The 12,397-nt window shown below is 71.7% G+C and carries 15 protein-coding genes; 14 read left to right on the top strand and 1 reads right to left on the bottom strand.

All coding sequences use genetic code 11. The features are described from left to right. Genes priA through hisF form a run of 3 tightly spaced genes read left to right on the top strand, consistent with a single transcriptional unit; the run spans window position 1 to window position 1,926 of the window. A complete protein-coding gene (gene priA, locus L3078_RS12075) occupies window positions 1–726 on the top strand; it encodes a bifunctional 1-(5-phosphoribosyl)-5-((5-phosphoribosylamino)methylideneamino)imidazole-4-carboxamide isomerase/phosphoribosylanthranilate isomerase PriA (protein ID WP_045555279.1) in 726 nt (241 codons plus the stop codon). Next, entirely contained in the window at window positions 723–1,115 is a 393-nt protein-coding gene (locus L3078_RS12070) for a RidA family protein (RefSeq protein WP_086802851.1), read from the top strand. The genes priA and L3078_RS12070 overlap by 4 nt, the downstream gene beginning before the upstream one ends. A 55-nt stretch (window positions 1,116–1,170) precedes the next feature. Beyond that, window positions 1,171–1,926, top strand: a complete 756-nt coding sequence (hisF, locus tag L3078_RS12065) for an imidazole glycerol phosphate synthase subunit HisF (protein WP_239753440.1) — start codon at window positions 1,171–1,173, stop codon at window positions 1,924–1,926. Window positions 1,927–2,035: 109 nt separating this feature from the next. On the opposite strand, the gene L3078_RS12060 is transcribed toward hisF, so the two are convergent. After that, a complete protein-coding gene (locus tag L3078_RS12060) occupies window positions 2,036–2,671 on the bottom strand; it encodes a TIGR03085 family metal-binding protein (protein ID WP_239753439.1) in 636 nt (211 codons plus the stop codon). A gap of 180 nt (window positions 2,672–2,851) precedes the next feature. Between L3078_RS12060 and hisI the strand changes: the two genes are divergently transcribed. The 11 genes from hisI (at window position 2,852) to lgt (ending at window position 12,350) form a co-directional block, all read left to right on the top strand. Further along, the gene (gene hisI, locus L3078_RS12055; RefSeq protein WP_239753438.1) at window positions 2,852–3,307 is read left to right on the top strand and encodes a phosphoribosyl-AMP cyclohydrolase; all 456 of its coding nucleotides are present in this window, start codon (window positions 2,852–2,854) and stop codon (window positions 3,305–3,307) included. 11 nt (window positions 3,308–3,318) lie between these two features. Next, window positions 3,319–4,797, top strand: coding sequence for an anthranilate synthase component I (locus L3078_RS12050; RefSeq protein ID WP_239753437.1), 1,479 nt, complete (start codon window positions 3,319–3,321; stop codon window positions 4,795–4,797). Window positions 4,798–5,116: 319 nt separating this feature from the next. After that, window positions 5,117–5,761: a TIGR02234 family membrane protein gene (locus L3078_RS12045; RefSeq protein ID WP_239753436.1), complete on the top strand. Its 645-nt coding sequence runs from the start codon at window positions 5,117–5,119 to the stop codon at window positions 5,759–5,761. A 176-nt stretch (window positions 5,762–5,937) separates the two neighbouring features. Beyond that, a complete protein-coding gene (locus L3078_RS12040; protein ID WP_239753435.1) occupies window positions 5,938–6,216 on the top strand; it encodes an HGxxPAAW family protein in 279 nt (92 codons plus the stop codon). 79 nt (window positions 6,217–6,295) lie between these two features. Continuing rightward, window positions 6,296–6,757, top strand: a complete 462-nt coding sequence (locus L3078_RS12035; RefSeq protein ID WP_239753434.1) for a DUF2752 domain-containing protein — start codon at window positions 6,296–6,298, stop codon at window positions 6,755–6,757. A 189-nt stretch (window positions 6,758–6,946) separates the two neighbouring features. Then, window positions 6,947–7,756, top strand: a complete 810-nt coding sequence (trpC, locus tag L3078_RS12030; protein ID WP_239753433.1) for an indole-3-glycerol phosphate synthase TrpC — start codon at window positions 6,947–6,949, stop codon at window positions 7,754–7,756. A 76-nt stretch (window positions 7,757–7,832) separates the two neighbouring features. Continuing rightward, entirely contained in the window at window positions 7,833–8,024 is a 192-nt protein-coding gene (trpM, locus tag L3078_RS44725; RefSeq protein ID WP_329899319.1) for a tryptophan biosynthesis modulator TrpM, read from the top strand. Between the two features lie 206 nt (window positions 8,025–8,230). Then, complete coding sequence (trpB, locus tag L3078_RS12025; RefSeq protein ID WP_239753432.1) at window positions 8,231–9,520, top strand: tryptophan synthase subunit beta; 1,290 nt, start codon at window positions 8,231–8,233, stop codon at window positions 9,518–9,520. Continuing rightward, window positions 9,517–10,335 (top strand): tryptophan synthase subunit alpha, encoded by an 819-nt coding sequence (gene trpA / locus L3078_RS12020; protein ID WP_045555270.1) that lies wholly within the window; start codon window positions 9,517–9,519, stop codon window positions 10,333–10,335. Before trpB ends, trpA begins: the two co-directional genes overlap by 4 nt. 128 nt (window positions 10,336–10,463) lie before the next feature. Next, window positions 10,464–11,240, top strand: a complete 777-nt coding sequence (locus tag L3078_RS12015) for a DsbA family protein (protein ID WP_239753431.1) — start codon at window positions 10,464–10,466, stop codon at window positions 11,238–11,240. Between the two features lie 117 nt (window positions 11,241–11,357). Further along, window positions 11,358–12,350 (top strand): prolipoprotein diacylglyceryl transferase, encoded by a 993-nt coding sequence (lgt, locus tag L3078_RS12010; protein ID WP_239753430.1) that lies wholly within the window; start codon window positions 11,358–11,360, stop codon window positions 12,348–12,350. Window positions 12,351–12,397 lie beyond the last annotated feature (47 nt).

Below are 12,397 nucleotides of genomic sequence, written 5' to 3'. Positions count from 1 at the left end.
ATGGCAAAGCTCGAACTCCTCCCCGCCGTCGACGTCCGTGACGGCCAGGCGGTCCGGCTCGTCCACGGCGAGTCCGGCACGGAGACCTCCTACGGCTCCCCGCTCCAGGCCGCGCTCGCCTGGCAGAGCGCGGGCGCCGAGTGGCTGCACCTGGTCGACCTGGACGCCGCGTTCGGCACCGGCGACAACCGGGACCTGGTCGCCGAGGTCACCCGGGCCATGGACATCAAGGTCGAGCTGTCCGGCGGCATCCGGGACGACGCCTCCCTGGCGAAGGCCCTGGCCACCGGCTGCACCCGGGTCAACCTCGGCACCGCCGCCCTGGAGAGCCCCGAGTGGGTCGCCAAGGTCATCGCCGAGCACGGCGACCGGATCGCCGTCGGCCTCGACGTACGCGGCACGACCCTGAAGGGCCGCGGCTGGACCAGCGAGGGCGGCGACCTCTACGAGGCGCTGGAGCGCCTCGACAAGGAGGGCTGCGCGCGGTACGTGGTCACGGACATCGCCAAGGACGGCACCCTCCAGGGCCCGAACCTGGAGCTGCTGAGGAACGTCTGCGCGGCCACCGACCGCCCGGTCGTCGCCTCCGGCGGCGTCTCCTCCCTCGACGACCTGCGGGCCATCGCCGAGCTGGTGCCTCTCGGTGTCGAGGGCTCCATCGTCGGGAAGGCGCTGTACGCGAAGGCGTTCACCCTGGAAGAGGCCCTGGAGGCTGTGTCGTCATGACGTCCGATGCCGTGCGGCGGGTGCAGAGCGGGAGTCCCTGGGAGGAGTCCTTCGGTTTCGCGCGCGCCGTCGCGGCGGGCGACCGCGTCCTGGTGGCCGGCACCACGGCCTTCAAGGGCGACGTGCTCCACGGGGAGGGCGACCCCTACGAGCAGGCCAAGGTGGCCTTCACCAGCGCGGTCGAGGCGCTCGGCGAGTTCGGGCTCGGCGCCGCGTCCGTCATCCGCACCCGGATGTACCTGACGCACATGCGGGACGTGGAGGCCGTGGGGCGGGCCCACAAGGAGATCTTCGACCCGGTGCGTCCGGCCGCGACCCTGCTGGTCGTGGAGGGTTTCGTCGACCCGCGCATCCTGGTCGAAGTGGAGATCGAAGCATTCCGGGGCTAGGCCTCCGTCGAGCCAGCCCCAGCCCTACTGGGTTTTTCTAAGGAGCCGTGGATTCATGACCCTGGCGGTCCGAGTCATCCCCTGCCTGGACGTGGACAACGGCCGGGTCGTCAAGGGTGTCAACTTCCAGAACCTGCGCGACGCGGGCGATCCCGTCGAGATGGCGAAGGTGTACGACGCCGAAGGCGCCGACGAGCTGACGTTCCTGGACATCACCGCCTCGTCGGGCAACCGCGAGACCACCTACGACGTGGTGCGCCGCACCGCCGAGCAGGTCTTCATCCCGCTGACCGTCGGCGGCGGCGTCCGTACCGCCGAGGACGTCGACAAGCTGCTGCGGGCCGGCGCCGACAAGGTCGGCGTCAACACGGCGGCGATCGCCCGCCCCGACCTGATCCGCGAGATCGCCGAGCGCTTCGGCCGCCAGGTGCTGGTCCTGTCGGTCGACGCCCGCCGCACCGGGTCGGGCTCCTTCGAGGTCACCACCCACGGCGGCCGCAAGGGCACCGGCATCGACGCCGTCGAGTGGGCCCACCGCGCCGCCGAACTGGGCGCCGGCGAGATCCTGCTCAACTCGATGGACGCCGACGGCACCAAGGACGGCTACGACCTGGAGATGATCACCGCCGTCCGCAAGCACGTGACCGTCCCGGTCATCGCCTCCGGCGGCGCCGGCAAGCTCGCCGACTTCGCCCCGGCCATCGAGGCGGGCGCCGACGCCGTCCTCGCCGCCTCCGTCTTCCACTTCGGCGACCTGCGCATCGGCCAGGTCAAGGACGCGCTGCGGGGGGCCGGTCACCCCGTCCGGTGACGCCGCCGGACCGGCGATGTAAGCCCCGGACGCATGGTGGCCGGGGCTTACATCGGCGGTCAGCAGCCGGCCGGGGCCCACCGCCGGGGCGCACGCACCGCGACTCCGCTCAGATCCCCAGCTGCTTCGTCTCGTGCAGCTTGGCGATCGCGTCCTTCTCGCCGTCCAGCTCCACTTCGGCCACCTGCTGGCGGCCGTACAGGAACAGCAGCAGCTCGGAGGGCTCACCGGTGACGGTGACCACCGGGGTGCCGCGATGGGCCACCGCCGTCCGGCCGTCGGGACGGCGCAGGACCAGACCCGTGGGGGAGCCACGGCCCATGAGGCGCGAGGTGCGCTCCAGACGGGACCACAGGGCGTCCTGGAAGACATGGTCGAGCTCACGCGGGGTCCACTCGGGCTGCGCCCGGCGGATGTCCTCGGCGTGGACGTAGAACTCGATCGTGTTCGAGGCCTCGTCGATCTGCTTGAGGGAGAAGGGCGAGAAACGCGGCGGGCCGGTCCGCACGAGCTGGATCAGCTCCTCGTACGGCTTCGCGGCGAACTCCTCCATCACCCGGTCCAGGCGGGACGCGAGCTGCTTGATGAGGATGCCCCCGGCGGCGTCGGGGCGGCGCTCACGCACCACCACGTGCGCGGCCAGATCACGGGTCGTCCAGCCCTCGCACAGGGTGGGGGCCTCGGGGCCCGCGGTCTCCAACAGGTCGGCGAAGAGAAGCCGTTCACGCTTGGCATGGGTCGACATGTCAGCCAGCCTACGACCGTGCCACCGCCGCGCCCAGCGCAGGTCCGGCCGAGGCGGGACGAGCCTCCCTGGGCCGGGGAGGCACGGGCGCCCGGTCGGGATGGCATTTCGTATGACAAGCAGGTCCGGCCTGTGGACAACGGACGAGGCCGATCGGCGCGGCGCGGCACAATGGCACGCATGACCAGCACGCCGTCCTCCAGCAGCCCCCTCGGTCCCGGAGACCCCACCGGCCCCGGCACCCCCAGTGCGCTGGACCCCGAGATCGCCGCCCGCCTCAAGCGCGGCGCCGACGGGCTCCTGCCCGCCATCGCCCAGCAGTACGACACCGGTGAGGTGCTCATGCTCGGCTGGATGGACGACGAGGCCCTGCACCGCACCCTCACCACCGGGCGCTGCACCTACTGGTCGCGCAGCCGCCGCGAGTACTGGGTCAAGGGCGACACCTCCGGCCACTTCCAGTGGGTGAAGTCCGTCGCCCTGGACTGCGACGCCGACACCGTCCTCGTCAAGGTCGACCAGATCGGCGCCGCCTGCCACACCGGCGACCGCACCTGCTTCGACGAGGACGTGCTCAAAGCCGTGGAAGGCGCCCCGGGCGCCGCCGATTCCGACGTACCGACACAGGATCAGTAAGGTCAGCCGCCATGGACCTCGAGACGTTCCGCAAGCTGGCCACCGACCGTCGGGTCATCCCCGTCAGCCGCAAGCTCCTCGCCGACGGCGACACCCCCGTCGGGCTCTACCGCAAGCTCGCCGCCGAGCGCCCCGGCACCTTCCTGCTGGAGTCCGCGGAGAACGGCCGTTCGTGGTCTCGCTACTCCTTCGTGGGCGTCCGCAGCCACGCCACCCTCACCGCCCGCGACGGCCAGGCCCACTGGCTCGGCACCCCGCCCGTCGGCGTCCCCGTCGACGGCGACCCCCTCGCCGCCCTGCGCGCCACCATCGAGGCGCTCCACACCCCCCACCAGGAGGGCATGCCGCCCTTCACCGGCGGCATGGTCGGCTACCTCGGCTACGACATCGTGCGCCGCCTGGAGAAGATCGGCCCGGGCGAGCGGGACGACCTGCAGCTCCCCGAGCTGACCATGCTGCTGACCAGCGACCTCGCGGTCATGGACCACTGGGAGGGCTCGGTCCTGCTGATCGCCAACGCCATCAACCACAACGACCTGGACACCGGCGTCGACGAGGCCCACGCCGACGCGATCGCCCGCCTCGACGCCATGGAGGCCGACCTCGCCCGGCCCGTGGCCCAGCCCCCGGCGGCCCTCCCGCCGTCCGAGCTGCCCGAGTACACCGCGCTGTGGGGCGGCCCCGACTTCCAGGAGGCCGTCGAGGACATCAAGGAGCGCATCCGGGCCGGCGAGGCCTTCCAGGTCGTCCCCTCCCAGCGCTTCGAAACCCCGTGCACGGCAAGCGCGTTGGACGTCTACCGCGTCCTGAGGGCCACCAACCCCTCCCCGTACATGTACCTGTTCCGCTTCGACGGCTTCGACGTCGTCGGCTCCTCCCCCGAGGCCCTGGTCAAGGTCGAGGACGGACAGGCCATGGTCCACCCCATCGCCGGCACCCGGCACCGGGGCGCCACCCCGCAGGAGGACCAGGCCCTCGCCGACGAACTGCTCGCCGACCCCAAGGAGCGCGCCGAGCACCTGATGCTCGTCGACCTCGGGCGCAACGACCTGGGCCGGGTCTGCGAACCGGGCTCGGTCGAGGTCGTCGACTTCATGTCCGTCGAGCGGTACTCGCACGTCATGCACATCGTCTCCACCGTCACCGGCCGGGTCGCGCCGGGCCGCACCGCCTTCGACGTCCTCACCGCCTGCTTCCCCGCCGGCACCCTCTCCGGCGCCCCCAAGCCGCGGGCCATGCAGATCATCGACGAACTGGAGCCCTCCCGCCGGGGCCTGTACGGCGGCTGCGTCGGCTACCTCGACTTCGCCGGGGACTCCGACACCGCCATCGCCATCCGCACGGCCCTCCTCCGGGACGGCACGGCCTACGTCCAGGCCGGCGCCGGCATCGTCGCCGACTCCGACCCCGTCGCCGAGGACACCGAATGCCGCAACAAGGCGGCAGCGGTCCTGAGGGCGGTGCACACGGCCAATCGATTGGGGCAGTAGGGCGCTGCCGACCCGTCGGATGACGCGGTCGGCAGCACGTGGTGCCTCTTCAGATGTGCCATAGGGCGCTTCTCACTTGAACCCTCCCCTTGTGGAGCCCAAGGGGATTTCTGGCTCACGCCGCCCGGCTACTCAGCGAGAGGCCAGGTCCTACGCGCTCAACACCAGCCGGGTTGGAACCAGCCCGGATTCCCGCCAGGAAACACCACGTGGTCGGGCCCTTGCTGCGAGGGAACCCCTGCTTCACCTGATCGTGTGAGTAATCTCCGGAGTTTTCCGAAGAACCCCGGGTGACAACCCACCCGGGGCTCAGGCGATAGTGGGGTACGTGACCGCCGTACCTCGCCCCCGTTCCGAACCCGCGTCCGTCCGCTCCGGTCGGCGCAGTCTCGCGCTGGCCCTGATCAGCGGTGCGCTCGGCGCGGCCGTCGCGCTGCTCGCCACCCGGCAGCGCTGGTCGGAGGGCACCATCACGGTGGCCGGCGGCTCCTTCCCGCTGACCGCCAAGGGCAGCGACGTCACGGGCGTCCCGGCGTCCCTCGCCGTGGTGGGCCTCGCCGCGCTCGTCGCCGTCTTCGCCGTACGCCGCTCCGGGCGCGTCCTGGTCGCCGCCCTGCTCGCCCTCTCCGGCGCGGGCACCGTCGCCGCGGCGCTGCTCGGGGCGTACGACAGCGCGGCGCTCGACGACAAGGCGGCCGAGGCCTCCGGCGACAGCGGCGCGACCGTCGACGCGCTCAGCCACACCGGCTGGCCGTACGTCGCGGCCGTCGGTGGCGCGCTCATCCTGCTCGCCGGGCTGCTCGCCCTGCGCTACGGACGGCTGTGGCCCACGATGTCCGGCCGCTACGAGCGCGACGGCACCCCCCGGCCCCGCAAGGCCAGGCCGGTCGACCCCGACCGGCCCGAGGACATGTGGAAGGCCCTGGACCGGGGCGAGGACCCGACGGGACACGACCCCGCCTGAGGTCCGCCCGGACACGGACGCGCGGGCCGCACGGACGGATCCGGGAACGTGAGAGTGGACACCCCCGCTCATGGCACCCGTACCCGTACGGAACAATGGACGACGAGCGTCCGACTCAGCACAGGCATCGAGCGTCACGCATCGAGCACGACGCAATGAACAACGAGGAGCAAGTCATGGCGGGCAGCAGCCACGGTCACACCCCGGCCGCCTGGACCGGCGTCACCATCGCCTTCATCGGTTTCTGCGTCTCGGGCGCCTACATGGTGATGGCCCAGCCGCTGGGATTCTGGGCCGGCATGGTCATCGTCGTCCTCGGCGGCGTCGTCGGCATGGTCATGCGCGCCATGGGCATGGGCCAGCCGAAGGACGCGCACGCCGTGTACGAGAAGGCGGCGGTGCGTTCCGGCAGCGCGGCCACGTCGACCACCGAGCCGGCCGCCGCCCAGAGCTGACGTCCGCGGGAGGGGCGGCCCGGCGGGATCGAACCGCCGGGCCGCCCCTCGTGCGCGTGTACGGCCCGCGCGGGGCAGAATGCGGTGTGTGAACGCCGAGACCACACCCACGGCACATCCCGCACCGACCGCGCCGCAGCGGGGCCGCGCGCTCCGCGGCCTCTGGGTGCCCGCCGCCGCGCTCACCGTCGTCGGCAGCGCCTTCGCGTACGTCGCGGCCGTCGACCCCAACGAACCCGGCCACTACCAGGTCTGCCCGCTGTGGCGCTTCACCGGCCTCTACTGCCCCGGCTGCGGCGGTCTGCGCAGCGCGCACGCCTTCGCGCACGGCGACCTCGCGACCGCGCTCACCGACAACGCGCTGGCCGTCGCGGGCTTTCTGGGATTCGCGGTGCTGTGGACCGTCTGGGTGGTCCAGGTGGCGCGCGGACGACCCCTGCGGCTTCGGTTCGGGACCGTTCAGATGTGGTCGCTCGGCGCGTTGGCGCTGGTCTTCACGGTTGTCCGGAACCTGCCGTTCGGTGGCTGGCTCCACCCTTGATCAACAGGCGAACGTCCAGGTAATGGGACCGTCGTCAACCGGATGCGAGGCCTACGCCCTCCTGCGGATACCATCGCAGTGAACCGCCTGAACCCCGAGAACCGCCCGACTGTCAATACATGACCGTCAAACGTTGTCACTGATTTTTGCCGTTTCCACCGTTTCACCGTCTGAAAGGGGGCCGCTCGCGTGAGTGTGCTCGACGAGATCATCGACGGAGTCCGTGCCGACCTCGCGGAGCGGCAGGCGCGCGTCAGCCTCGACGAGCTCAAGGAGCGCGCGGCGAAGGCTCCGGCGGCCAAGGACGGCGCGGCCGCGCTGCGCGGCGACGGCGTCAAGGTGATCTGCGAGGTCAAGCGTTCCAGCCCCTCCAAGGGCGCGCTCGCCGCGATCGCCGACCCGGCCGGGCTCGCGGCCGACTACGAGGCGGGTGGCGCGGCCGTCATCTCCGTCCTCACCGAGCAGCGCCGCTTCGGCGGCTCGCTGGCCGACCTGGAGGCCGTCCGCGCCCGCGTGGACATCCCCGTCCTGCGCAAGGACTTCATCGTCACCTCGTACCAGCTGTGGGAGGCGCGGGCGTACGGCGCCGACGTGGCGCTGCTGATCGTCGCGGCCCTCGACCAGCCGGCCCTGGAGTCGCTGATCGAGCGCGCCGAGTCCATCGGGCTCACCCCGCTCGTCGAGGTCCACGACGAGGACGAGGTCGACCGCGCGGTCGACGCCGGCGCCCGCGTGATCGGCGTCAACGCCCGCAACCTCAAGACCCTCGAGGTCGACCGCACCACGTTCGAGCGGGTCGCCCCCGAGATCCCGGACTCCATCGTCAAGATCGCCGAGTCCGGCGTCCGCGGCCCGCACGACCTCATCGCCTACGCCAACGCCGGCGCCGACGCGGTCCTCGTGGGCGAGTCCCTCGTCACCGGCAAGGACCCCAAGACGGCCGTCGCCGACCTGGTGGCCGCGGGCGAGCACCCGGCGCTGCGACACGGCCGGAGCTGACCCGGCCATGACCGTCCGCACGGCCGTGACCGGTGTCGCCCACACGGGTGAGGCGGTACCGGTAGGCTGTGCCGCGATGTTCTCGATCACCATGACCCCCAGGGACCCCTACGCCCGCCTCGCGCGCGGGTGCCGTCCCCGTGGCTGCCGGGCGCCCGCCCGTCGTGTCCACGGGCGCCGGGTCCGCTATGTCATCGGTGACGAGCCGGGTCAGGTGAACGGCATGCGATGGCCCAGGACACGTACGCGGACGCCTGCGGGCAGCTGAGCCGCGTTTCCCTTCGCTGAACGCCGGGTGTCGCTTCCCCGGCGGCGGGTGAGAGGGGAGACGGTCGGTTCGGCACCACCGATCATCGCCGTTCGTGGTCACTCGCCGTCTCGGCGGGGGCCCGCCCGAGGGCGGCGTGCGCGTACGTGATCGCTGTGAGTCATAGTCCGACCGACGACGGGGCCACGCCCCTGCGAGGTAGTCGCATGTCCAGTGAGTTCTTCATTCCCGACCCCGAGGGCCACGTCCCCAGCGCCGAGGGGTACTTCGGCGCGTTCGGCGGCAAGTTCATCCCGGAGGCGCTGGTCGCCGCCGTGGACGAGGTCGCCGTGGAGTACGACAAGGCGAAGCACGACCCCGAGTTCGCGCGCGAGCTCGACGATCTGCTCGTCCACTACACCGGCCGGCCCAGCTCGCTCACCGAGGTGCCCCGGTTCGCCGAGCACGCCGGGGGAGCGCGGGTCTTCCTCAAGCGCGAGGACCTGAACCACACCGGGTCCCACAAGATCAACAACGTGCTCGGGCAGGCCCTGCTCACCAAGCGCATGGGCAAGACCCGGGTGATCGCCGAGACGGGAGCGGGCCAGCACGGCGTCGCCACCGCCACGGCCTGCGCGCTCTTCGGCCTCGACTGCACCATCTACATGGGCGAGATCGACACCCAGCGGCAGGCCCTCAACGTCGCCCGGATGCGCATGCTCGGCGCCGAGGTCGTCGCCGTGAAGTCCGGCTCCCGCACCCTCAAGGACGCCATCAACGAGGCGTTCCGGGACTGGGTCGCCAACGTCGACCGCACCCACTACCTCTTCGGGACCGTGGCAGGCCCCCACCCCTTCCCCGCCATGGTCCGCGACTTCCACCGGGTCATCGGCGTCGAGGCCAGACGGCAGATCCTCGAACGCGCCGGACGGCTGCCCGACGCGGCCGTCGCCTGCGTGGGCGGCGGATCGAACGCCATCGGGCTCTTCCACGCCTTCATCCCGGACGCCGGCGTACGCCTCGTCGGCTGCGAGCCGGCCGGGCACGGCATCGAGACCGGCGAGCACGCGGCGACCCTGACCGCCGGGGAACCGGGCATCCTGCACGGCTCGCGCTCCTACGTCCTCCAGGACGAGGAGGGCCAGATCACCGAGCCGTACTCGATCTCGGCCGGCCTCGACTACCCGGGCATCGGCCCCGAGCACGCCTACCTCAAGGACAGCGGCCGCGGCGAGTACCGCGCCGTCACCGACGACGCGGCCATGCAGGCACTGCGTCTGCTGTCGCGCACCGAGGGCATCATCCCGGCCATCGAGAGCGCCCACGCGCTCGCCGGGGCCCTGGAGGTCGGCAAGGAGCTGGGCAAGGACGGGCTGATCGTCGTCAACCTGTCCGGGCGCGGCGACAAGGACATGGACACGGCCGCGCGCTACTTCGGCCTGTACGACGAGGGCGCCGACGCCGAGGTCGCCGCCGACGCGGCCGATCTCGCCGAGATCGAGGGGGACGCCAAGTGAGCGGCAACATCCAGCTGTTGAGCGACACCCTCGCCGCCGCCAAGGCGGAGGGCCGGTCCGCGCTGATCGCCTATCTGCCGGCCGGGTTCCCGACCGTCGACGGCGGTATCGCCGCGATCAAGGCGGTCTTCGAGGGCGGCGCCGACGTCGTCGAGGTCGGGCTGCCGCACAGCGACCCGGTCCTCGACGGACCCGTCATCCAGACCGCCGACGACATCGCCCTGCGCGGCGGCGTCAAGATCGCCGACGTGATGCGCACGGTCCGCGAGGCGTACGAGGCCACCGGGAAGCCGGTGCTCGTCATGACGTACTGGAACCCGATCGACCGCTACGGCGTGGAGCGCTTCACGGCCGAGCTCGCGGAGGCGGGCGGCGCGGGCTGCATCCTGCCCGACCTGCCCGTCCAGGAGTCGGCGCTGTGGAGGGAGCACGCGGAGAAGCACGGCCTCGGCACCGTCTTCGTGGTCGCGCCCAGCAGCAAGGACGCCCGGCTCGCGGAGATCACCGCGGCCGGCAGCGGCTTCGTCTACGCGGCCTCGCTGATGGGGGTCACGGGCACCCGGGAGTCGGTGGGCGCACAGGCCCAGGACCTGGTGGAACGCACCCGGGCCACGGGGTCGGGCCTGCCGGTCTGCGTCGGCCTCGGCGTCTCCAACGCCGAGCAGGCCGCCGAGGTCGCCGGGTTCGCCGACGGTGTGATCGTCGGCTCCGCGTTCGTGAAGCGGATGCTGGACGCTCCCGACGAGGCGGCCGGCCTGGACGCCGTACGGGAACTGGCGGGCGACCTCGCGAAGGGAGTACGCCGGGGCGCGTGAGGCAGCTCGTGACGTTCACCCGTTTGTCGTACGGGGATCGCTGGACGTAACGGGCAGTTCGCTCACTCGAACGGGTGGAAGTGGGATCGGGGAGGCGCTGAGCGCCTCCCCGGTTCGTTCTGCGGGATGTGAGCGAGAAGAACCGTGAGGGAAAGCGCACCGCCCGGGAACGGCTGGCGGAGGAGCGCGAGAAGCAGAAGGCCGCCGAGAAGCGCCGTCGGGTGCTGATCGTGGGCGCCTCCGTGGTGTGCGTGCTGGGGCTGGCCGCCGTGATCGGCGTCGTGGCGGCGAACGCGGGCAAGGACGACGGGTCCGACGCCTCGGGCCCGGTCGTCGCGCCCTCGGGGGCGAACGGCGAGGACAGCCTCGCGATCCCCGTCGGGGACGCAGGCGCCAAGTCGACCCTCTCCGTGTGGGAGGACTTCCGCTGCCCGGCCTGCAAGTCCTTCGAGGACGCCTACCGCTCGACGATCCACGAACTGACCGAGGCCGGAAAGCTGAAGGTCGAGTACCACCTCGCCACCCTGATCGACGGCAACATGGGCGGCAGCGGCTCCCGCAAGGCGGCGGGCGCCGCGGCGTGCGCACAGAACGAGGGCAAGTTCCCCGCGTACCACGACGTGCTCTACGAGAACCAGCCGCCCGAGACGGACGACGCCTTCGCGAGCGAGACCAAGCTGTTCGACCTGGCGAAGAAGGTGGACGGGCTGGACACCGCCGCCTTCCGCACCTGTGTGGAGGAGGGCAAGCACAACAGCTGGGTCGCCAAGTCGAACGAGGCCTTCCAGAAGGGCGGCTTCTCCGGCACGCCGAGCGTCTTCCTCAACGGCACCAACATCTACGCGGACCAGTCCATGACCCCCGCCAAGCTGAAGCAGATGGTGGAGGCCAGGGCCGCCGGGTGAGACGGGGGCGCCGCGCGGGGTCCGTGGGGCGTCAAGGCAGTTGAGGTACGGCGTTATGGACCCGTTGCCGGGCCGCCCGCCGTCGGCCGGGCCCGGCAGGGTAGCGTCGACCCTGCCATGGAACTTGCCTACATTCCCAGCCCGTCGCGCGGGGTGCTGTACCTCGGTCCCGTCCCGCTGCGCGGCTACGCCTTCTGCATCATCATCGGTGTCTTCGTAGCCGTCTGGCTCGGCAACAAACGCTGGGTCGCGCGGGGCGGACGGGCCGGCACGGTCGCCGACATCGCCGTCTGGGCCGTGCCCTTCGGCCTCATCGGCGGGCGGCTCTACCACGTGATCACGGACTACGAGCTGTACTTCAGCGAGGGCCGTGACTGGGTGGACGCCTTCAAGGTCTGGGAGGGCGGCCTCGGCATCTGGGGCGCGATCGCCCTCGGCGCGGTGGGCGCGTGGATCGGCTGCCGTCGGCGGGGCATCCCGCTGCCCGCGTACGCCGACGCCGTCGCGCCCGGGATCGCCCTCGCCCAGGCGATCGGGCGCTGGGGCAACTGGTTCAACCAGGAGCTGTACGGCAAGCCGACGGATCTGCCGTGGGCCGTGGAGATCACGTCCTCCACGGACGGCCGGCTGCCGGGCACGTACCACCCGACCTTCCTCTACGAGTCGCTGTGGTGCATCGGCGTCGCGCTCCTCGTCATCTGGGCGGACCGCCGGTTCAAGCTCGGGCACGGGCGGGCGTTCGCGCTGTACGTCGCCGCGTACTGCGCGGGGCGGTTCTGGATCGAGTACATGCGGGTCGACGAGGCCCACCACATCCTCGGCCTGCGCCTCAACAACTGGACCGCGCTGCTGGTCTTCGTCCTCGCCGTGATCTACCTCGTCCTGTCGGCCCGCAAGCGGCCGGGGCGGGAGGAGATCGTCGAGCCGGGTGTCTCCGACGGTGACGGGGACGAGGGCGCGTCCGCTGTCGTGGCCGGTGACGCGGAGCCGGAGTCGGAGTCGAAGTCGGAGGAGTCTTCGGCCGAGGCTGATGCCGAGGAGAAGAAGGACGCGGGGGCTTCCGGCGCTGGGGGCGTGAAGAAGGAGCCCGAGTCGGCGGAGAAGAGCTGACCGCCGCTGTTGGTTCGGTTGCTGTGGTGCCTACCCACCTGTCCCTT

It is taken from the genome of Streptomyces deccanensis (assembly GCF_022385335.1).
Lineage (GTDB): Bacteria > Actinomycetota > Actinomycetes > Streptomycetales > Streptomycetaceae > Streptomyces > Streptomyces deccanensis.
This window is presented reverse-complemented; position numbering and strand designations above follow the sequence as displayed.